The 20,892-nt window shown below is 56.2% G+C and carries 20 protein-coding genes; 8 read left to right on the forward strand and 12 right to left on the reverse strand.

Annotated elements, in window-relative coordinates; genetic code table 11:
• Window positions 1–6: 6 nt before the first annotated feature.
• Genes ACTJJ1_RS23895 through rfaQ form a run of 3 tightly spaced genes read right to left on the reverse strand, consistent with a single transcriptional unit; the run spans window position 7 to window position 3,313 of the window.
• Window positions 7–1,104 carry a glycosyltransferase gene (locus ACTJJ1_RS23895; RefSeq protein ID WP_409443919.1) on the reverse strand — a complete coding sequence of 366 codons (1,098 nt, stop codon included), beginning with the start codon at window positions 1,102–1,104 and terminating at the stop codon, window positions 7–9.
• Window positions 1,105–1,106: 2 nt separating this feature from the next.
• Complete coding sequence (locus ACTJJ1_RS23900) at window positions 1,107–2,234, reverse strand: glycosyltransferase family 4 protein (RefSeq protein ID WP_440835611.1); 1,128 nt, start codon at window positions 2,232–2,234, stop codon at window positions 1,107–1,109.
• Complete coding sequence (gene rfaQ / locus ACTJJ1_RS23905; protein ID WP_421414557.1) at window positions 2,231–3,313, reverse strand: putative lipopolysaccharide heptosyltransferase III; 1,083 nt, start codon at window positions 3,311–3,313, stop codon at window positions 2,231–2,233. The genes ACTJJ1_RS23900 and rfaQ overlap by 4 nt, the downstream gene beginning before the upstream one ends.
• Before the next feature lie 212 nt (window positions 3,314–3,525).
• Here rfaQ and ACTJJ1_RS23910 point away from each other — a divergent pair, with 212 nt between their 5' ends.
• Together ACTJJ1_RS23910 and ACTJJ1_RS23915 are read left to right on the forward strand one after the other, a co-directional pair.
• Complete coding sequence (locus tag ACTJJ1_RS23910; protein ID WP_440835613.1) at window positions 3,526–4,482, forward strand: polysaccharide deacetylase family protein; 957 nt, start codon at window positions 3,526–3,528, stop codon at window positions 4,480–4,482.
• Window position 4,483: 1 nt separating this feature from the next.
• Window positions 4,484–5,575 (forward strand): glycosyltransferase family 9 protein, encoded by a 1,092-nt coding sequence (locus tag ACTJJ1_RS23915; protein ID WP_440835615.1) that lies wholly within the window; start codon window positions 4,484–4,486, stop codon window positions 5,573–5,575.
• Between the two features lie 8 nt (window positions 5,576–5,583).
• Here the strand turns inward: ACTJJ1_RS23915 and ACTJJ1_RS23920 are convergent, their stop codons facing one another.
• The 6 genes from ACTJJ1_RS23920 to rfaD are packed head-to-tail and all read right to left on the reverse strand — an operon-like array spanning window position 5,584 to window position 11,967.
• On the reverse strand, window positions 5,584–6,567 hold the full coding sequence (locus tag ACTJJ1_RS23920; protein ID WP_421414553.1) for a glycosyltransferase family 2 protein: 984 nt from the start codon (window positions 6,565–6,567) through the stop codon (window positions 5,584–5,586).
• Window positions 6,568–6,572: 5 nt separating this feature from the next.
• A complete protein-coding gene (locus ACTJJ1_RS23925) occupies window positions 6,573–7,808 on the reverse strand; it encodes an O-antigen ligase family protein (RefSeq protein ID WP_122289678.1) in 1,236 nt (411 codons plus the stop codon).
• Between the two features lie 22 nt (window positions 7,809–7,830).
• Window positions 7,831–9,000: a glycosyltransferase family 4 protein gene (locus tag ACTJJ1_RS23930; RefSeq protein WP_004953290.1), complete on the reverse strand. Its 1,170-nt coding sequence runs from the start codon at window positions 8,998–9,000 to the stop codon at window positions 7,831–7,833.
• Window positions 9,000–9,962 carry a lipopolysaccharide heptosyltransferase RfaC gene (rfaC, locus tag ACTJJ1_RS23935; protein WP_006328903.1) on the reverse strand — a complete coding sequence of 321 codons (963 nt, stop codon included), beginning with the start codon at window positions 9,960–9,962 and terminating at the stop codon, window positions 9,000–9,002. Before rfaC ends, ACTJJ1_RS23930 begins: the two co-directional genes overlap by 1 nt.
• A 6-nt stretch (window positions 9,963–9,968) precedes the next feature.
• On the reverse strand, window positions 9,969–11,015 hold the full coding sequence (gene rfaF / locus ACTJJ1_RS23940; protein WP_440835618.1) for an ADP-heptose--LPS heptosyltransferase RfaF: 1,047 nt from the start codon (window positions 11,013–11,015) through the stop codon (window positions 9,969–9,971).
• A 22-nt stretch (window positions 11,016–11,037) separates the two neighbouring features.
• Complete coding sequence (gene rfaD, locus ACTJJ1_RS23945; RefSeq protein WP_004953280.1) at window positions 11,038–11,967, reverse strand: ADP-glyceromanno-heptose 6-epimerase; 930 nt, start codon at window positions 11,965–11,967, stop codon at window positions 11,038–11,040.
• 240 nt (window positions 11,968–12,207) lie between these two features.
• Between rfaD and kbl the strand changes: the two genes are divergently transcribed.
• A complete protein-coding gene (kbl, locus tag ACTJJ1_RS23950) occupies window positions 12,208–13,404 on the forward strand; it encodes a glycine C-acetyltransferase (RefSeq protein ID WP_004953277.1) in 1,197 nt (398 codons plus the stop codon).
• Window positions 13,405–13,413: 9 nt separating this feature from the next.
• Window positions 13,414–14,439 carry an L-threonine 3-dehydrogenase gene (gene tdh / locus ACTJJ1_RS23955; protein WP_004953275.1) on the forward strand — a complete coding sequence of 342 codons (1,026 nt, stop codon included), beginning with the start codon at window positions 13,414–13,416 and terminating at the stop codon, window positions 14,437–14,439.
• Between the two features lie 34 nt (window positions 14,440–14,473).
• On the opposite strand, the gene ACTJJ1_RS23960 is transcribed toward tdh, so the two are convergent.
• Genes ACTJJ1_RS23960 through gpmM form a run of 3 tightly spaced genes read right to left on the reverse strand, consistent with a single transcriptional unit; the run spans window position 14,474 to window position 18,330 of the window.
• On the reverse strand, window positions 14,474–15,439 hold the full coding sequence (locus ACTJJ1_RS23960; RefSeq protein WP_004953271.1) for a divergent polysaccharide deacetylase family protein: 966 nt from the start codon (window positions 15,437–15,439) through the stop codon (window positions 14,474–14,476).
• A 2-nt stretch (window positions 15,440–15,441) separates the two neighbouring features.
• Window positions 15,442–16,776 carry a murein hydrolase activator EnvC gene (gene envC / locus ACTJJ1_RS23965; protein WP_440835621.1) on the reverse strand — a complete coding sequence of 445 codons (1,335 nt, stop codon included), beginning with the start codon at window positions 16,774–16,776 and terminating at the stop codon, window positions 15,442–15,444.
• A 9-nt stretch (window positions 16,777–16,785) separates the two neighbouring features.
• Entirely contained in the window at window positions 16,786–18,330 is a 1,545-nt protein-coding gene (gpmM, locus tag ACTJJ1_RS23970; protein WP_006328897.1) for a 2,3-bisphosphoglycerate-independent phosphoglycerate mutase, read from the reverse strand.
• 298 nt (window positions 18,331–18,628) lie between these two features.
• Between gpmM and ACTJJ1_RS23975 the strand changes: the two genes are divergently transcribed.
• Genes ACTJJ1_RS23975 through gpsA form a run of 4 tightly spaced genes read left to right on the forward strand, consistent with a single transcriptional unit; the run spans window position 18,629 to window position 20,889 of the window.
• The gene (locus ACTJJ1_RS23975; protein ID WP_004953261.1) at window positions 18,629–19,063 is read left to right on the forward strand and encodes a rhodanese-like domain-containing protein; all 435 of its coding nucleotides are present in this window, start codon (window positions 18,629–18,631) and stop codon (window positions 19,061–19,063) included.
• A gap of 28 nt (window positions 19,064–19,091) precedes the next feature.
• Window positions 19,092–19,340, forward strand: coding sequence for a glutaredoxin 3 (grxC, locus tag ACTJJ1_RS23980; protein WP_004953258.1), 249 nt, complete (start codon window positions 19,092–19,094; stop codon window positions 19,338–19,340).
• Window positions 19,341–19,399: 59 nt separating this feature from the next.
• Window positions 19,400–19,870, forward strand: coding sequence for a protein-export chaperone SecB (gene secB / locus ACTJJ1_RS23985; RefSeq protein ID WP_004953255.1), 471 nt, complete (start codon window positions 19,400–19,402; stop codon window positions 19,868–19,870).
• Entirely contained in the window at window positions 19,870–20,889 is a 1,020-nt protein-coding gene (gpsA, locus tag ACTJJ1_RS23990) for an NAD(P)H-dependent glycerol-3-phosphate dehydrogenase (protein WP_004953251.1), read from the forward strand. Before secB ends, gpsA begins: the two co-directional genes overlap by 1 nt.
• Window positions 20,890–20,892: the final 3 nt, after the last annotated feature.

Consider the following 20,892-nt stretch of genomic DNA (forward strand, 5'->3'; position numbering starts at 1 on the left):
CCTTATTTATTTCTTGAGCGCCAAATAGCGCTGACAAATAGATTTCAGTCCATAGCTCAGCAACTGCTGGTGATTAATCTCCGGAGGTTGGGCATAAATTTTTGCCATTTTTTCCGCCAGCGATTTTTCATTGAGTTCTGCCAGTGCGTTATCCATTCCGGCTTTTTCCAGAATTTCCGCAGGCCCCCCTGGACAACGGGTGCTGACCACCGGCGTACCGCATAACAACGCTTCCACCAGCACATTGCCAAAGCCTTCGCTGTCGGAGCTGAGCACCAGCAGCGATGCGTGCCGAATAAAAGGATAAGGGTTGGCCTGGAAGCCGAGGAACAGTACGCGATCGGCGATGCCCAACTGATTGGCCAGCTGTTTCACTTCCCCTACGTTGGCTTCGCTGCCGGTGCCAATCAGTGCCAACGGCGCCTGTATGCCCGATTGCGCATAGGCTTTCAACAGGCGATCGTGCCGCTTGTGCGGATGAAAGCGCCCGACGTGCACCAGATATTCCTGACCCGCCAGTTCACAGGGTTCCGCCGCCTGTTGTTCGATGGCGGCAATATCAAACGGATTGTTGATGACTGCCAACCGGTTCGGGTGGATAGGCAGGTTTTGTTGCAGATCGTCACCGACGGCCTGTGAGACGGCGACGATATTCTGGCCCTGATAAACGCCGGCGATTTTCCGCTGTTTCAGCCAGCGATCCAGGCCCTTGCGATGGCCGAGATAAGAAGTCGATAGCATGCCGTGGATGCAAAACCACAGGCGATCCGAGGAGAGCAGCTTGCTGCGGCTGACGATGCGATCGGTTTTATGCAGGTTCGAGAACACCAAATCATAGGCACCCTGCCGGCGTTCGTTATCGGCAATCACCCGATCCAGCGCGGCGGCGCGGCGTGACAGCTCGGTCAGTTTTCGCCAGGGGGTGCGGCTGTGATCCGCAACCACCTGATAATGAACGCCGGCCGGGATAGGGTAGTTACAGACGTCGCGAAGCGAAATCAGGCTGACGTCATTGCCCATTTCCTGCATGCCCTGACACAGCGTCAGCACCACTTTTTCTGCGCCGCCGCCGGGCAGGCCATCGATAATCATCAAAATACGCATAGTTAATCCAGCAGCCGGTTATAAAGGGAGATCAACTGTTCCGACAGGTGCGCCGGGGTGGCAGACATGATACGCGCTCTCGCGGCTTCACCCATGGCGGAGCCCAGTGCCTGGCGTGGCAATGCCTTGATCGCCGTGACGAGGGCGGGGACATCCAGAGCATCGGTAACGAAGCCGTTTTGCCCTTGAGCGATAAATTCCGCGCCGCCGCAGGTGGTGCTGGTGATGACCGGCAGACCGCAGGACATTGCCTCCAGAATCACGTTAGGGAACGGGTCGTACAGCGTTGGCAACAGCAGTGCATCGGCGGCCTGATAGAACGGCAGCGTCTGTTTTTGCACGCCCATAAACCGCACCCGATCGCCGCATCCTAGTGACTGTGCCAGCGCCTGATAGCGCTTTTCAGCCTTATCTTTACCGACGACCAGCAGATAACTGTCCGTGGCCGCGACGGCGCGGATGGCGGCGGCCAACCCTTTGCGCTCAAAGCCGGAGCCGACAAAAATCAGGCAGTGCGCCTGTTGAGGGATCTGGTGTTGCCGACGCAATTGCTGCCGCTGCTCGGCCGTGGCCGGCAGAAATTTTTGATTATCAATGGCGTTGTAGATCACCGTGATTTTATCGGCCGGGACCCCAAAGTCGTCGATGATTTCCTGTTTAATCATTTCCGCATTGCAGATGACCGCTTTCAGTTCCGGCGCGGCATACATCGCACGTTCCGCACACATTACGTAACGGTGATAGCGGTTGGAGAACAGCCATTTGCGGCGCCAGTCGGGCAGCAAACGCGCTCTTTGCAGCAACCAGCGGCGGTGAACGCCATCGCCGGCGCGGTAAATATCGCAGCCGGGGATACGTTCGTGGCTCTGCACCAGATCAAATTTCTCTTTCTGCCACAGCGCTCTGGCGGCCTCGGCAAAACCGCGCTCACGGCTGATGCGCCCAAGCTTTATCGGATTGCACAAATGAATATGCCAGTCCGGATGGGGTTCACCCTGCCATTCGCGGGTGATAACGTTCAGATCGAGGTTCTGTTGCTCCAGTGCTTCCAGAGCGCGTGAGACGAAACGCTCGGCACCACCGTCCGGGCGGTATTTTTGACGAACGATCGCCAAACGAAATGCTTTCATGCTAGCCGGCTCCGCGCGGCTGCAATCACCGCGTCTGTAGGGATAAGGTCCAGGTAACGTTCATCGGTGCCGGTGTTGATGGCGTCCGGATCGGGTAAGGTGCCGAAGTCCCCGGCCCATATCACGCAGCCATTAACCTGCCATGGGCGCCAAAACACCAGCTTGGAAGGACCAAACAGCGCAATGCAGGGTGTTTGCAGCGCGGCGGCCATGTGCATGGGCACCGAGTCTACACCGATAAACAGTTTAGCGTGGTCGATCAGGGCGGCAAGCTGACGCAGCGTTAACTGGCCGGCCAGCGAAACGACTCCTTGCGTCGGGCAGAGCGCCAGAATGCGCTCCACCATTTCCCGCTCTTTTGTGTCCGGCCCGGAGGTGATCACCAACCGGTGACCGTCGGCCTGCAACGCGCTGACAGTGGCGGCCATTTTTTCTTCGCTCCAGCATTTGAAGAACCAGCGGGACGTAGGTTGTACCACGATATAATCGCCGGTAATGCCCTGCTGCCGTAACAACTGCTCGCAGGTCTGCCAGTCCTGCGGCGGATAGCTCATGGTCACCTGCTGGCTGAGGGTCGGCAGACCGAGCGGCCGCAACAGGGACAGGTTCTGTTCAACGGTATGCAACCGCGCGTGATCGCTTACCGGCACCAAATGCGTGTGGCAATGACGCCATAAGAAGCCTCGCCGTTTGGGAAAATCGAAACCCAGCCGAATGCGCGCGCCGGTCAGGCGGGCGATAATGGCGCTGCGCCATTGATCGGCCAGATTGACCACCAGATCGTAACGTTGGCCTTTGAGCTGCCGGATCAGGTTAAGCTCGTGGCGCAGATGAGCTTTCGTACCCTGTTTTTTCCACTGGCGATCGATAACGAACACATTCGACAGCGCCGGGTGGCTGGCCAGCATATCCTGGGTTTCTTTATACAGCAGCACGTCGATCTGCGCCTGCGGATAGTTTTGCTGCAGGCTATTGATGACCGGTGTGACCAGCAACATGTCGCCATGGTGGCGAAGTTTAACGATCAGAATACGCTGTATCGAGGTATCAGGAGCTAGGGCTGGCGCGTCGTTCATCATGAGTCGCTTTCAGGGAAACCAATATTTGATTCTAAATGACCCGATCGCATGTGGCTACTGTTGCACGGTTTTCTTGCCGCGAAGTGAAAAAATAGCGCGAAGGAGAGACAAAAGGCCTTCAACGTTGTCCAAACCAGGCAGTAAAGTCGTTTGCCCTGGCGAAACGCCCTGCGTAACATATATGCATTCTGTTGATATCAGGCCCGATATTTATGACTAAACCGGCGTTTCTCATCACCATTGATACCGAAGGCGACAATCTGTGGCAAAACCACGATCGTATTTCGACCGAAAACACGCGCTTTTTGCCGCGCTTTCAGGCGTTGTGTGAGAAATATGGCTTCAAGCCGGTGTATCTTACCAACTATGAAATGGCGGTAGATGCCGAATACGTCGAGTTTGCCCGCGATGTGATTGCGCGCGGTACCGGGGAAGTAGGAATGCACCTGCACGCCTGGAACAGCCCGCCTCTGACGCCATTGACCGACGATGACTGGCGGCACAAACCTTATCTGATCGAATACCCGGCCGAACAAATTCGCGCCAAGGTCGATCATATGACCAAGCTGCTGGAAGATGCCTTCCAGACCAAAATGCTCAGCCACCGCGCCGGGCGCTGGGCGTTTAACGAGTACTATGCGGCGTTGTTGCTGGAATATGGTTATCAGGTAGATTGCTCGGTCACGCCACGCGTCAACTGGCAATTTTCGCCGGGCAACCCGCAAGGGAACGGCGGTACCGACTACCGGCACTTCCCGTCGCAGGCCTATTTTATCGATCCGGAAAATATCGCCGCAGCGGGAGCCTCAACGTTGTTGGAAGTGCCGATGAGCATCCAGTATAAGCATTCTGCGCTGATGAATACGCTCAAGCAGGGTTATGATCGGTTGCGTGGCAAGCAGCGTTCGCCGTCGGTAAACTGGTTGCGGCCAAGTGGTGGCAATCTGGAAAAAATGCAGCAGGTGGCCGAACGTTGCCTGTTGCAGGGACATGACTACGTCGAGTTTATGCTGCACTCTTCCGAGTTTATGCCGGGCGGCAGCCCGACGTTTAAAACCGAGCAGGACATTGAAGTGCTGTATCGCGATTTAGAGCAGCTGTTCGCCTGGCTACAGCAGCGTACGGTGGGCATGACGCTGGCCGAATATTATCAACTTAAAGTGAACTGACATGTCGAAAAAATGGAAAATTAAGGTCGCGGATTGGTTTTTGCGACGTTATACCGCAAAGTCCGGCCGTTTCCAGGATAAGGCGACTTTCGACAGTCGGCTTCAGTTTGACAATATCGTCATCTATTCGACCACGGCGTTGGGTGATTTTATGTTCAACACCCCCGCGCTGCGGGCGATGCGGGAACGCTATCCCGATGCGCACATTACGCTGGTGGTGCACAAGAAGAATCAGGAACTGGTGGAGAATGGCCGCTACTACGATCGCGTGGTGTATTGGGACAGTAAAATCAAGAGTATGCGGCCGCTGCTGAAGTCACTGCGCGAGCATCAGCCGGATTTGGCGCTAATCCTGCATTCGCATCTGCCGTACGACATCATCAGCGCGGTATTATCCGGTGCGAAATATATTATCCGCGATAACTACAGCTCCGGGATTTGCGGGCTTGAACCTTGGCTAACCAATTATATCTTCCATTATTACGGTCATTTTATTCGCCGCAAGCTGGAGCTGATTTCAATTTTGGGTTGTCGCAGTGACGATCCCACCATGGAAATCCCTGCGCCTTATCAGCCGGGTATCAAAAGTAGCGAGCACTGTACTATTGGTTTTCAACTGGGCGCTTCTACTGAATCACGCTGCTGGCCGGTCTCGCATTTCGTCCGGCTGGCGGACGAACTGGTGGCCAAACACGGCAAGGTGCGTGTTGTGCTGATTGGCGGTCCTTTTGATGAGGGGAAAGCGCAGCAGTTCCTGAGCCAGGTGAAACCTGAAACCCGGGCTTGCGTGGACAACCGGATTGGTAAAACGGGATTGCAGGCGCTGCTGACGCTGATCGACAGCTTCCATGTGCTGATCACCGGCGATACCGGGCCGCTGCATCTGGCGGTCGCGCTGAAAGTAAAAACCATCAGCCTGTTCGTCACGGCTGATTCACGTTCTACCGGGCCCATTCAGGATCCGGAGCTTCATCGGATTATTCAGGTTTCCCGCACCGGTTACACTATGCCGCTGGAAGCCGAAAGCCCAATGGGTGTGATCCAGCCGCAGCGTATTTATGCTGAGGTGGTGGAGCATCTGTCATTGAATTAAGCGTGTTTTTAGCGCGTTTTCAGTCGCCAGCGGATTTTTGACAACCAGGTATCGACCCGGGCGTAGCGCATTTGCCGGATTTTTTTTCGCGGTACGCCGCTGTTGCGGCATACCTCAGCCACGCGGTTGAAGGTGCGCAGCGCTTCCGGCTCATAATGGTAGTAGCCGTACAGCGCTTTCGACATGCTTTTCACTTCCGAGAAACAGTTGGCGAGCATTAAGGCCGCCAATTGTCGCAAGGGCTCATCATGCGGGTGCTGATCGATAAAACGCAGCGTTTTGCTGATGGCAAACAGCATATCTTCAATATCTTTGGCTTTGACGTTGCGGGTGATGCCCTGGCTGTTATCCCGATAGAAATAAAGCTCATGGTCGAGATGGGCGATTTTCCGGGTTTTGAAATACTGGAACGGCGTGAAGATAACGTCTTCATAGCGCCGGCCGTTTTCGAATGATTCCCCTTCCAACAGCGTACGCCGGTAGACCCGGCTCCAGAGATGCCACATTGAGCGGGCAAACAGCGGAGTGAGGCAGGACAGGCCCTGGTTGTCAAAATCATAAACGCTGCGGCGGGCGGTTGTCTGGTGAGACAGCACTGGCGGGGTATCGATAAACTTTTGATAATTAAAGTCGATCAGGTCATCTTCATCGGCCAGTAGCAACGGCCGCAGAATGGTCAGGTAGTCACCGCTCAGCAAATCGTCCCCGTCAAGGAAGGTAATGTAGCGCCCACGCGCGTGTTGCAGCCCGATGTTCCGGGCACAGGCGATGCCGCCATTTTTCTGCGAGATAAAGGTCACATGCGGGTGCGGGAGCTCTGCCAACAACTGGCGTACCCGATCGGCGGAAGCATCGGTTGAACCGTCGTCAATGATGACCACTTCAATATCATCGCCGATTTGGTCGAACAGTGAACTCAGGCTGGCGACAACGAAATCCTCATTATTGTAAAACGGCACAATAAAACTGAGCAGCGGCGGTGATGAGTTCATATCGTTCAATCCTGGGAAACCGGCATTTTCTTCATCGACAGCATGCTGGCAATTATCGCCAGGCAGAATATTGCCGTGCCCTCGGTGCTGAAGAAGATAACGTCGCTGAGTCCATAAACAAACAGGCTGAATGTCACCCCTAACAATAACGCATTACGGTGCGGCTTAAGAGAACTGACGAATAAGCCAACGTAGAGCGCGAGTAAAAACAGCACACCCCAAACACCTTTGAGCGAGTAGGTTTCCAGCAGTTCGTTATGCAGATGCACATTGATATAAGGCATGACGCCGGACAGATGGGGCTCGTGGGCAACCATGGCGCGGATTTCTTCCCCGCGTTGTTCCGCGGATTGGCCCAGCGGCGCCGCCGAACCGGCGCGTATTGCGACGATCTGCATTGAGATGCGGGAAATAATCGAGTTCTCGGTCTGCGGTTGATCGATCAGCCGCATGTCGGTCTGAAATGCCGCGATGCGCTGCTCTATTTGTGATTTGAAGACCAAACCGCAGGCGAGCAACAACAATGGCACTGAGGCTATCAGCAGGATCTTGTGCTTATGGGATATCAGTTGTTTCGTCGCCAGTATCGACAGGCCAATCGCTACCGGGTAAACCAGCATGGCCGCTCGCGTTCCGGTGAGCACCAGCGTAGAAAACGTAACCAGGAAGCCAATGATATACAAAGGGATTCGGTATTTACTGCGCAGCATCAGTATCGCCTGCAGCATCACCAGGTTGATGGCGGTAATCAGGTAGGCGGCGACTGTGGCGCGGTCGAAGTTGATTTCTATACGCGGAATATCCAGCCACAACCCTTGGTAAAGCGAATAACCGTTGACCGCGATGCCGGTCGCCAGCGCGACGACAACAAACGCGCGCTGCATGCAAAGGCGTTCATTTAACGCAATCAACAGGATAAACGCGGTAGCGATCAGCAATTTCCCGGTCGACATATAGGAACGGTAAATATTGATGTACTCGCCCGGTTGTTTAAAGTGCTGCAACCAGAAAATGCTCCCCATGCCTACGCAGAAAAACAGGACCGGCAGAATTAGATTTCTTTTGTTTTTAACAAAATACTTTATGTTCAGGCAGACGGCGATGAACGAGATATAGCTGGAAATATAAAACAGATTGCGCCCGGTGGCGGAGCCAAAGGGGATAGTGCAAAAAGCGATAGCGCATCCCAAATAAATAAGATAGCTGAAGGCGGGATGCGGGGTTGTTTCTTTTAGCAGCATGGGGCTGGGTTTCCTGCTCATATCACGTTTGGGCAATAAATGATTTCAGCGAATCATCAAACTCGGTCTTGAACATAGCGTAGCTGAAATGTTCGACGGGGTAACGCTGCGCATTTCGGCTCATGGTTTGGTAGGTTTCTGGCACCATCAGCCTTTCGACCGCATCCGCGCATTCCAGGTGCGACAGCAGCTTTGGCACCACCAGGGCATCGGTAGCCGGATCGTAAACATCGTGAGGGAAATCCACCTTGATGCCGGTCAGCCGGCGATGTTCTTCGATTGTCACTGCAGGCGTCAGCCCAATACCGCACTGCCCGTCCTTGATCACTTCAGGCTGGCCGTCCACCTGCGGGAAGATCACCGGTACGCCAAAATAAAGCGATTCCATGCAGGATAAGCCGAAGGGTTCGGTAATCGGCGTGCTCATATAGATATGGGTACGGTTGAAAAAGTCGGCCACGTTATCCTGAAAGCCGCTGAAAGTGACCCGATCGCCCAGTTCGAGTTTTTCTGCCAGTGCTTCAAACGCCGCCCGATCCGGCCCCTTGCCGGCGATTTCCAGGGTGACATCATGCCCGCGGCGCAGCAACTCCTGCAGCGTCAGCAATGAAACGCTGATGCCTTTCAGGCTTACCAGGCGAGACGCCGTACCTATCCTCACCGGCCGGCTAAGTGGTTTCAAACTATCATGGATACCGATAGGGGTTTTAAGCCGGTTAATCACCACGTGATTGGGACAGGGCAGGTTAAAGCGTAGCGCCATCACCCGCTTTGAGGCGTAAGACGCAGAGATGCAGCCGTCCAGCATGGCGAGAAATCGTAATGTCTTCGGGTTTTTCGGATAGCGCCAGGAGCAGCCATGATCGTAATAAACCAGTTTGCCGCGTTTAGGCTTCGCTGCCAGGCCGGGCACAAGATCCCAGACAATCACTATGTCGGCGTTGGCTTTCTCGATTTTTCTTTTCAGCAGGTATTTGCGCAAGAATTGCGGGCAACGCAGCGGGAACGCGTTAATCAACCTGTTGGCAAAGGTGATCTTCTGGTCAGGCATTTGCCGACGGATTTCTTCACCGACCTCACCGCTGATGCAAATGACTTCGTTGCTGCCATCGGTCGTGTCGTTGATATACTGCAGGAACAGACGTTCGACACCACCCATTTTCCCTAAATTGATAATGTGCAGTTTTTTCATCAAATAACCTTTTGCAATTCTGCCCAGACTGCGTCAGCGCTGAGCGTCGCCATGCTTTTTTCCGGAGAAATCAGGGAGTGCTGATTTTGCCCATAGCCGCCGATCAATCCCGGATCGGTCGGGCCGAACAGCGTGATATTAGGCCTGTCGAGCGCAGCGGTCAGATGGCTGAGACCGGTATCGACCGAGACCACGCCTTTCGCGCCAGCCAGCACCTCGGCGACCTGCTGCAGGCTGAGTTTTGGCAGCACCTCGACGTGCGGGAAGCCTTCCGCCAAACGCAGCGCGCGCAGGCGTTCGTGTTCCGCACCCCATGGCAATTTGATCTTCAGCCCGCTTGGTGCCATCAGCCCAATCAATTCCCGCCAGTGCGACTCAGGCCAATGTTTCTCATCGCGGGTCGTGGCGTGCAAAAACACCAGGTATTGTCCGGCGTCGGCCGGCAGGTGGCTGAGAAAGCGCGCCGCAATGGCGTAATCGCCGTAGCTTTCCGGCTTAGCATAGCCCAGGCTTTTGGCGAACAGTTCGCGGGTACGCTCCACGGCGTGCTGCTGCTTGTCGATGTCATGACGGTGGTTATAGAACCAGCTGGCGAAGGGTTCGCGGGCACTCTTGGCATCCTGGCCGTGTTTGTTGCCTTTGGCGATGCGGGTGATCAGTGCGGCGCTTTTGATTAGCCCCTGGGCGTCGATCACCGCGTCGTAGGTGCGCTCCTGCACCAGGCGTTTAAAATCGCAGCGTTCCTGGCGCGTCTCGCTGCCAAACCAGTTTTTGCGCCAGCGGCGGATCGCCACCGGGATCACGCGGTCTACCGCAGGATGCCAGGTGGGGATCTGGCTGAAACCTTCCTCCACCACCCAGTCGAAGCGAATGCCGGGAATGGCCTGCATGGCGTCGGTCAACGCCGGTAGCGTATGGAGTACGTCTCCCATCGAGGAGGTTTTTACAATCAACACCTGCATGCTTACTTATTCCTCGCTGGCGGCAAGTAACGGCGTCAGCGCGTCCAACACCTGCTGTGGCTGAATATCGATCAGGCTCTGATGGTAACCCTGATCGGCATCGCCTTTGCGTATCTTATGGTAACCACTGATTAAGCGGATCACTTTGGCTTTATCGGACAGCGGCGGCGTGAAATCCGGGCTGCTTGGGCCGTACAATGCTATCAGCGGTTTGTTCAATGCCGCTGCAACGTGCATCAGGCCTGAGTCGTTGCTGACCACGGCCTGGCAGGACGCCAGCAGGATCACGGCCTGCTCCAGCTGAGTTTCCCCGGCCAGATTCATGCAAAATCCTCGGGCGTCGTCATCCAGCGCCGTGCGGATTTGTTCGCCCGCTTCGTGATCCTTGGCCGAGCCGAACAGCGCGATTTGATAGCCTTGATCGATCAGCATCTGCGCCAACTGGGCGTAGTGGTAGTGCGGCCAACGTTTGGCCGGGCCAAATTCGGCCCCTGGGCAGAAACCGATAATCGGCCGGTGATCTGTCAGGTTGAAGGCCGCGGTGGTTTCGGCAATTTCTTCGTCGCTTACCTGCAACTGCGGCCACAGCAGCGGTTGCGGCAGATCTTCGGCGCGCTGAATGCGTTGCTTGTCGTAAGCCAGCGCCACATAGCGCTGTACCATCAATGGAAAGGCGGCTTTGTCCAGGACGCGGATATCATTGAGCAGACCGTAGCGCATTTCGCCACGCCAACCGGTCCGCTGCGGCACCTGGGCGAAGAACGGCACCAACGCGGATTTGAACGAGTTGGGCAGCACGTAAGCGCGATCGTAGCCGTTGGCGCGCAGGGCGCGCCCCAAGCGCCGGCGTTCACCGAGCGCCAGCGCGCCGTGGCCTAACGGCATCGACAGAGCCTGATTGACCTCCGGCATACGCGCCAGCAACGGACGGCACCAGGCAGGCGCCATCACGTCAATTTCCGCTGTCGGGTGCTCGGCCTTCAGGGTGCGGTAGAGACTTTGCGACATCATCATATCGCCAACCCACGAAGGGCCGATAACCAGTATTTTCATACCCTGAATGATTTCCTTCAGCTTAAGCGGTGCGGTTCAACCAGGCCATGTACTCTTTCACGCCTTCGGCGACCGTTTTGAACGGCGCGTCATAGCCGGCAGCGCGCAACTTGGTCAGGTCGGCCTGGGTAAACGCCTGGTAGCGACCTTTGAGTTTTTCCGGGAACGGGATGTTTTCCACCGCGCCTTTCTGGTGGAAATCGACTACCGCGTCGGCCACCGCCTGGAAGGTTTCCGCACGGCCGGTGCCGCAGTTGAAAATGCCGGACACGCCGCTTTTCCAGAACCACAGGTTTACCGCGGCGACGTCGCCGACGTAGATAAAGTCACGCTTGAAGTCTTGGCTGCCGTCGAACAGTTTCGGGTTCTCGCCGCGGTTGATCTGGCTGTTCAGGTGGAATGCAACGCTGGCCATGCTGCCTTTGTGGCCTTCGCGCGGGCCATAAACGTTGAAGTAACGGAAGCCGCAGATCTGTGAATCCGCCTCAGGCAGGATTTCACGTACGTACTGATCGAACAGGAATTTGGAGTAACCGTATACGTTCAGCGGCTCTTCAAACTGGCGCTCTTCGATAAATTCTTCACGGCCGCCGTAGGTGGCTGCCGATGAGGCGTACAGGAACGGGATTTCGCGATCCAGGCAATAATGCAGCAGGTCTTTGGAGTACTGATAGTTGTTGTCCATCATGTACTTGCCATCCCACTCGGTGGTGGATGAACAGGCACCTTCATGGAATACCGCGTCGATTTCACCCAGATCGTCACCGGCCACGATGTTGGCGATAAAATCTTCTTTATCGATATAGTCGGCGATATCCAGATCGACCAGGTTGGCGAATTTGGTGCCGTCTTTCAGGTTATCTACCACCAGGATATCGCGATACCCTGTGTCATTCAGCGCCTTAATGATATTGCTGCCGATCATGCCGGCGCCACCAGTAACGATAATCATTGGGTTACCCCTATTATTCTGCCCGGTGGGACAGGGTGCCCCACGCTCAATGCCGCTTATAATAGCATTTCATGCCGCCGCAAACATCGGACGGGCTCCGAATATCCCGCGATGTCGAGCATCAAAGCACTTTGCCGTGATATCTGCTGCAATTTTCATATTCTCTCCTGTGTATTGTCGTCAGTTTGGTTACAAATCAGTAAAATATGTGGAAAACAGACCCATCCTGGAGATAACCGAATGTCCGCGTCTTTTTATCAGCAGTTGGAACAACAGCTTGCAACCGCCCGTAGCGAAGGGTTGTTCAAGGAAGAGCGCATTATCACCACCGCTCAGCAGGCTGATATCGCCGTTGCCGACGGCCGCCATGTCATCAACTTCTGCGCCAACAATTACCTTGGCCTGGCCAACCATCCGGCGATGATCGCGGCGGCCAAGGCCGGTATGGACAGCCACGGTTTCGGCATGGCGTCGGTGCGCTTTATTTGCGGCACTCAGGACAGCCATAAGCAGCTGGAGCGGAAATTGGCCGATTTTCTCGGTATGGAAGACGCCATCCTGTATTCCTCTTGCTTCGATGCCAACGGCGGGCTGTTCGAAACGCTGCTTGGGCCGGAAGACGCGATTATCTCCGACACGCTGAACCACGCGTCGATCATCGACGGCGTGCGTTTGTGCAAGGCGAAGCGTTACCGCTATGCCAATAACGACATGAACGAGCTGGCTGCGCAGCTGAAACAGGCCAAGGCCGATGGCGCGCGCCACATCATGATCGCAACCGACGGCGTGTTCTCCATGGACGGCGTGATCGCCAACCTGAAAGGGGTATGCGACCTGGCGGACCAGTATCAGGCGTTGGTGATGGTGGATGATTCCCATGCGGTAGGTTTCGTTGGCGCCAACGGGCGTGGCACCCACGAATATTGCGACGTGATGGGCCGCGTCGACATCATTACCGGTACGCTGGGCAAAGCGCTGGGCGGCGCGTCCGGCGGTTATACCGCGGCGAAAAAAGAGGTGGTGGAGTGGTTGCGCCAGCGTTCGCGGCCTTATCTGTTCTCCAACTCGCTGGCGCCGGCGATTGTCGCCGCTTCGATCAAAGTGCTGGAACTGCTGGAGCAGGGCGATGCGCTGCGCGATCGTCTGTGGGCCAATGCGAGCCTGTTCCGCGAAAAAATGACCGCGGCGGGCTTTGAGCTGGCCGGGGCCGATCACGCCATCATCCCGGTGATGTTGGGTGAAGCAAAGCTGGCGCAGGAGTTCGCCAACGCGCTGCTCAAGGAAGGCATTTATGTGACCGGTTTCTTCTATCCGGTGGTGCCGAAAGGCCAGGCGCGCATCCGTACCCAGATGTCTGCTGACCACACCCCGGAGCAAATTGAGCGTGCAGTCGCGGCGTTCATTCGTATCGGTAAGGATCTTGGCGTTATTGCATAAGGTAAAACCATGAAAGCATTGTCAAAACTGAAAGCGGAAGAAGGGATTTGGATGACGGATGTGCCTCAGCCTGAGCTGGGCCATAACGACATCATGATTAAAATCCGTAAAACCGCGATCTGCGGTACCGATGTTCATATTTATAACTGGGATGAATGGTCGCAGAAAACCATCCCGGTACCTATGGTGGTCGGCCACGAGTACGTGGGTGAAGTGGTTGCCATGGGGCAGGAAGTTAAAGGGTTTAACGTCGGGGACCGCGTTTCCGGCGAAGGCCATATCACCTGTGGCCACTGCCGTAACTGCCGTGGCGGCCGCACCCATCTGTGCCGCAACACCATTGGCGTGGGCGTGAACCGTCCAGGTTCCTTTGCCGAATACCTGGTGATCCCGGCGTTTAACGCTTTCAAGATCCCGGACAATATTTCCGATGAGCTGGCGTCAATCTTCGACCCGTTCGGCAACGCGGTTCATACGGCGCTGTCGTTTGATCTGGTTGGCGAAGACGTGTTGGTTTCCGGTGCCGGCCCGATAGGCATTATGGCCGCTGCGGTGTGCAAGCACGTTGGTGCCCGCCACGTAGTGATCACCGACGTTAACGAATACCGGCTGGAACTGGCGCGTAAAATGGGCGTGACCCGTGCGGTGAACGTCAGCAAAGAAAACCTGAACGACGTGATGGCCGAACTGGGCATGACCGAAGGGTTCGACGTGGGGCTGGAAATGTCCGGCGCACCACCGGCGTTCCGTACGCTGCTGAATGCGATGAACCACGGCGGCCGCATCGCCATGCTGGGTATTCCACCGTCGGATATGTCGATCGACTGGAATCAGGTGATCTTCAAAGGGCTGTTTATCAAAGGGATTTATGGCCGTGAGATGTTTGAGACCTGGTATAAGATGGCGGCGCTGATCCAGTCTGGTCTGGATCTGACACCTATCATCACCCACCGTTTCTCGATCGATGAGTTCCAGCAGGGCTTTGACGCCATGCGCTCCGGGCAGTCCGGAAAAGTGGTTTTGAGCTGGGATTGACAGTAAAAAGGGCCGGAAGATTCCGGCCCTGATTTTATGCTTTCGGTTTGTCTGGCGCTGAGTCGACCCAGCGATGCCACTGGCGCTTGATAAACTCTGCCGCCGGCGACTGTGTCACGCTTTCGCCGATCACGCTTATCGCCTTGCCTGCGTTGACTTTTTCCTTCGGCAACTTGACCTTGCACTGCTTGATACCGCCGGTGAACGGGTTCTTCGGCTGCGGTTTCTGCGGCTTGACCGGCGGTGGAACGTAACTGCCGCCGCCGCTGTTACTCTGCGGTTCATTCAGCAGCGAACTGGGTTTTACCAGCACGATATCGGCTGGCAACGTCGGCAGCATTTGCTGCAGCACCTTTACCGTCGCCGGACGTGGATGGCCAATCGCGATGGCGGAACCGTTGCGGCGTGCCAGATCGACCGCACGGTTAAACTGGCGGCGAATATCGGCCTCGTTGGCGGTATCGTCCAGAAACACTTTACGCTTGATGACCTTCACTCCGGTCCCTGCAGCGGCACGGGTGGCCTGGCTATTGCCAATGGTCATGCTATCGAGAAAGTACAGGCGGTAACTTTCGAGCGCCTGCATGACTTTCTGCATGCCCGGCAGGCTGGAGGTCATGGCGCTGCCCATGTGGTTGTTCATCCCGACCGCGTAGGGCACGTTATTCACCGCATTGCGGATGATGCGCTGGATCTCTTCGCTGCTCATGGACGGCTGCAGCGTATCGCGCTCCAACGGCTGTTTGCTGAGCGGGGCCATTGGCATGTGAATCAACACTTCGCGGCCCTGGCTGTGGGCGCGAGTGGCCATTAGACGGGCGTGAGGGGCATTGGGCAGCACGGCAACGGAGATCGCCGTCGGCATTTGCAGCACGGCGCCTTCCTCGTGCGGCCGATAACCCACGTCATCGATAACGATGGACAACTTCCCAGCCTGCGCGGCGCAAACCTGCAACAGACAGCCAATCAATACGACAGTACGGGTTTTGATATAGCGCAAATCTATCTTCCCAACCACGGTAGTGGGTTAACCGCCTGACCTTGACGACGGATTTCGAAATAAAGCGACGGCGTTCCCTGGCCTCCGCTGGTGCCTACCAAGGCTATCGGCTGCCCGGCGCGGACCTGCGCCCCGACGTTGACCAACGCGCTCTGGTTATAGCCATACAGGCTCATGTCGCCCTTACCGTGCTCGACTACGACGACCAGACCATAGCCTTGCAGCCAGTCGGCCAGCAATACGCGGCCGTCGGCAATGGCTTTCACTTCGCTGCCTTCGGCGGCCGAGATCACCATGCCTTTCCAGCGTAACTCGCCCTGCAATTGTTCACCAAAACTGTGCAAGGTGCGGCCACGAACCGGCCACATCGCTTGTCCGCTCGGTCTGCCAAGGCCGCCGGTCCGGGCAATCAGCGAGCGGTCGGCTTCGCTAGGTTTGTAACTGGTGCCGGTTTTCTTCGCCTGCTGTTCTTTGGCGCGCATTTGCTCGCGCACCTTGGCGGCTTCACGCGCTTCACGTTCGGCACGGGCGCGGGCTTCGCGTTCAGCTCGGGCAATTTTATCGCGCATGCGGGTTTCGTTTTGACGCAGTTCCACCAGCCGCTGCTGATCTTTTTCCAGCGAGGCTTCCAGTGCGGTCAGCGTTTGCTTACGTGCGCCACGTGCCTGCTCCAGCTTCTGTTGTTGCGTTTGCTGTTCGCTCAACAGCGATTTTTGCTGGCCCTGTTTGGCCACCAGCGTGGTTTTTTGTTTTGCCAGCTCGACACGGGTTTGCTTCAGTTCTTCGATAGTTTGCTGACGCGCCTCGTTCAGATAGCTGAAGTAAGCCAGAATACGCTCGCTGCGCTGGCTCTCCTCACCGCTGAGGATCAGTTGTACTGCACTGTGTTGCCCCTGCCGGAAAGCGGCGTCGAGCTGTTTGGCGAGGATCTCTTGCTGAGTAGACTGCTGCTTTTGCAGCTTGGCGATGGAGGCGTTCAGGCCGGAAATGTCTTTCCCCAGTTTGCTTAGCGTGCCCTGGGTGTCACGCAGCAGGCGGCTGGCCTGCGCGATGGTTTTTTCCTGCTGTTTAAGCTGATCCTGCAATGAGCTGCGTTGCTGTTGCTGCTGTTTAACCGCCTTCTCTTTTTCGGCGATGCTTTGCTGGATGTCTTTGAGCTGGGATTTGTTGTCTTCCGCCGCCTGTCCGGCTAACGGCAACAGCAAGACGCCAGCGCAAAATACGCTGGCGCACATGGCGGTCAACTTCCTTGGCGCTGTGCGTTCAGGCAGCGGCCGGCTGCCTGCGTTTGCGCTTCGGGTTACCCTTGATAGTGCAAAAAACGCCTTCTCCCTCATGGAGAAGGATTATTCCACGATGAACAGCGGCTTACCAGTCATCTCTTTCGGGATTTCCATTCCCATCAGCGTCAACATGGTCGGCGCGATATCGGAAAGCTTGCCGCCGTTGACCGCGTGAGCAGGCTTGCCGACGTAAATCAGCGGCACCGGCAGGCTGGTGTGGGCGGTATGCGCCTGACCGGTGGCCGGATCGCGCATTTGTTCGGCGTTGCCGTGATCGGCGGTGATCAACAGCTGTCCGTCAACGGCCTTAACGGCCTCCACGACCTGCGCGATGCAGCTATCGAGGGTTTCCACCGCTTTCACCGCCGCGTCATAGACGCCGGTATGGCCCACCATGTCGCCGTTCGGGTAGTTGCAGATAATGGCGTCGTATTTGCCGCTGCTGATGGCACTCAGCAGTTTGTCGGTCAGCTCCGCCGAACTCATTTCCGGTTGCAGATCGTAGGTGGCGACCTTCGGCGAGTTGACCAGCACGCGTTCTTCGCCTTTGAACGGTTCTTCCACACCGCCGTTATAGAAGAACGTGACGTGTGCGTATTTTTCGGTTTCCGAGATGCGCAACTGCGTTTTGTCGTGCTTCATCAGCCATTCGCCGAAGGTATTGTTTAACGACGCCGGCGGGTAGGCGCAAGGGGTTTTGATGTCGGCGGCATATTCGGTCAACATCACGAAATCACCGAAGTTCACCACCTTGGCGCGGGGGAATCCGTCGAAATCGGCATTCACGAAGGCGCGAACGATCTGGCGCGCGCGATCGGCGCGGAAGTTCATGAAAATCAGCGCGTCGCCATCCTGCAGAGCGGCGGAGGCTTCACCGGCGGCCTGAAGCACGGTCGGTTTCACGAACTCGTCGTTTTCGCCGCGCTCATAAGCGGCTTGCAGTGCGGCAACGGCGTTATCGGCCACATAATCGCCCTGAGCCTCGGTCATCAGTGCATAAGCCAGTTGAACACGGTCCCAGCGATTGTCGCGGTCCATGGCGTAATAGCGGCCAATCAGCGAGGCGATGCGCCCGGCGCCCAGTTTGGCAAAGGCGTCGCTAAAGCGTTGCAGCGAGTTTTCTGCGCTGCGTGGCGGAGTGTCGCGGCCGTCCAGGAAGGCGTGCAGGTACACGGCTTTCGCGCCGCGTTGAGCGGCCAGTTCAATCATGGCCAAAATGTGGTCTTCATGACTGTGCACGCCGCCCGGCGACAGCAGGCCCATGATATGCACCGCTTTGCCCGCTTGTACGGCCTTGTCGACCGCTGCCGTCAGCGTCGGGTTGGCGAAGAAGTCGCCGTCTTTGATTTCTTTATCCAGTCGGGTCAGATCCTGATAAACGATGCGTCCGGCGCCCAGGTTGACGTGGCCGACCTCCGAGTTGCCCATCTGGCCATCAGGCAAGCCCACGTCCAGGCCGGAAGCGGCGATCAGGGTATGCGGCTGCTGTTGCCACAAGCGATCCATCACCGGCGTTTTGGCGTTCAGAATGGCATTGTCCTGTTGCTCCTCCCGATGGCCGTAGCCGTCCAGGATCACCAGCACCATCGGCTTTTTGTTACTCGACATTGCATTAACCTCGTTATGAACTTTTAAGTTGTGAATAGCCATCTGCCCGCAATCGGAATGATGGCTATTCACCTTAAAACCGCCCGATTTTACAACGCGTACGATTAAAAAGAGCCCCGAGAGATCAAAGTTGCGGCGAACAAGACCGGCTTTTATGCTCTGACGTCAGGAATTTCTCAGCGTACTCCGCAGTTTCTGCAATAGCGCTTGCTTATTGGCTGTATTTGCCGCACTCGGCAGGTATACTCTGGAACCTTGACTTATTTTATCCCTTAACTGACGGGAGTTGTTACACCCCATGCTGCAAGAAATTATGCAATTCGTTAGCAAGCATCCGATACTGAGCCTGGCTTGGATTGGCTTGCTGGTTGCCGTGATCGTCATGACGTTCAAAAGCCGTTTCTCCAAGGTGAAAGAGATCGCTCGTGGTGAAGCCACTCGCCTGATTAATAAAGAAGATGCCGTTGTGGTTGATACCCGCAGCCGTGATGATTTCCGTAAAGGCCACCTGGCCAACGCCATCAACCTGACGGCGAGCGAAATCAAAAGCGGCAGCCTGGGCGAGCTGGAAAAACACAAGGCTCAGCCGATCATCGTGGTTTGCGCCAACGGCACTGCCTCTCGCGAGCCGGCGGAAAACCTGAGCAAGGCCGGTTTTGAAAACGTGGCCATGCTGAAAGACGGTATTGCCGGCTGGAGCGGGGAAAACCTGCCGTTAGTGCGCGGTAAGTAATTCTTTAATGTATTTGAGGTGGTAATCCATGGCTAACATTGATATCTACACCAAAGCGACCTGTCCGTTCTGCCATCGCGCCAAAGCGCTGCTGAACAGTAAGGGCGCGGCGTTTAACGAAATCGCCATTGATGGCGATAATGAAAAACGCGAAGCGATGATTGCGCGCAGTGGGCGCACCACCGTGCCTCAGATTTTCATCGACGACCGGCATATCGGCGGCTGCGATGATTTATATGAACTCGATGCTCGTGGTGGTCTGGATCCGTTGCTATAAGCGGACCACTGCCGGTTACTGAGTGTCAATAAGGACGTTTAACCAAGGGTATTACACACATGTCAGAACAAAACAGCACAGAGATGGCTTTCCAGATTCAGCGCATTTACACCAAGGATATCTCCTTCGAAGCGCCAAACGCTCCGCAGGTTTTCCAGCAGGAATGGCAGCCAGAAGTTAAACTGGATCTAGATACCGCTTCCAGCCAGTTGGCTGACGAAGTGTATGAAGTTGTACTGCGCGTAACCGTGACTGCGTCTCTGGGCGAAGAAACTGCGTTCCTGTGTGAAGTGCAGCAGGCGGGCATCTTCTCCGTTGCAGGCATCGACGGCACGCAGCTGGCGCATTGCCTGGGTGCATACTGCCCGAACATTCTGTTCCCGTATGCGCGTGAGTGCATCACCAGCCTGGTTTCTCGCGGCACATTCCCGCAACTGAACCTGGCACCGGTTAACTTCGACGCGCTGTTCATGAACTATCTGCAACAGCAGGCGGAAGGCGAAGGTGCCGCACCACATCAGGATGCCTGATGAACACCGTCAATGCTTCAATGACCGTTATCGGTGCCGGCTCGTACGGCACCGCATTAGCCATTACGCTGGCGCGTAACGGCCACCCCGTGGTGCTGTGGGGGCATAACCCAGAGCAAATTCAAAAATTGCAGCGTGACCGCTGCAATCAGGCGTTTCTCCCCGACGTTGCCTTCCCCGACACGCTGCTGTTAGAAGCCGATCTGGCACGTGCGCTGGCTGCCAGTCGCGATGTGCTGGTGGTGGTGCCAAGCCATGTGTTCGGTGACGTATTGCGCCAGCTAAAGCCGCATCTGCGCCCGGATGCCCGCATTGTGTGGGCGACCAAAGGGCTGGAAGCGGAGACCGGCCGGTTGTTGCAGGACGTAGCGCGCGAAGCGCTGGGCGATGATATCCCGCTGGCGGTGGTCTCAGGGCCAACGTTCGCCAAAGAGCTGGCCGCCGGGCTGCCGACCGCGATTGCGCTGGCTTCCACCGATACTCAGTTTGCCGAAGATCTGCAACAGCTGCTGCATTGCGGTAAAAGCTTCCGCGTTTACAGCAACCCCGATTTTATCGGCGTGCAGTTGGGTGGTGCGGTGAAGAACGTGATTGCCATCGGCGCCGGGATGTCAGACGGTATCGGCTTTGGCGCCAATGCGCGTACTGCATTGATTACCCGTGGCCTGGCGGAAATGAGCCGCCTCGGCTCGGCGTTGGGCGCCGATCCCTCGACCTTCATGGGCATGGCCGGTTTGGGTGATCTGGTGCTGACCTGCACCGATAATCAATCGCGCAACCGCCGTTTCGGTATTATGCTGGGGCAGGGAAAAGGCGTGCAAGAGGCGCAAGACAGTATCGGTCAGGTGGTTGAAGGCTATCGCAATACCAAAGAGGTGTTGGCGCTGGCGCAGCGACACGGTGTGGAAATGCCGATTACCGAACAGATTTACCAGGTGTTGTACTGCCATAAAAATGCCCGGGAAGCCGCGTTGAGCCTGTTAGGGCGCACCAGAAAAGACGAAAAGCACAGCATCTGATCC

Origin of the sequence: Serratia sp. 22264 (assembly GCF_052045345.1) — a bacterium.
Taxonomy (GTDB): domain Bacteria; phylum Pseudomonadota; class Gammaproteobacteria; order Enterobacterales; family Enterobacteriaceae; genus Serratia; species Serratia plymuthica.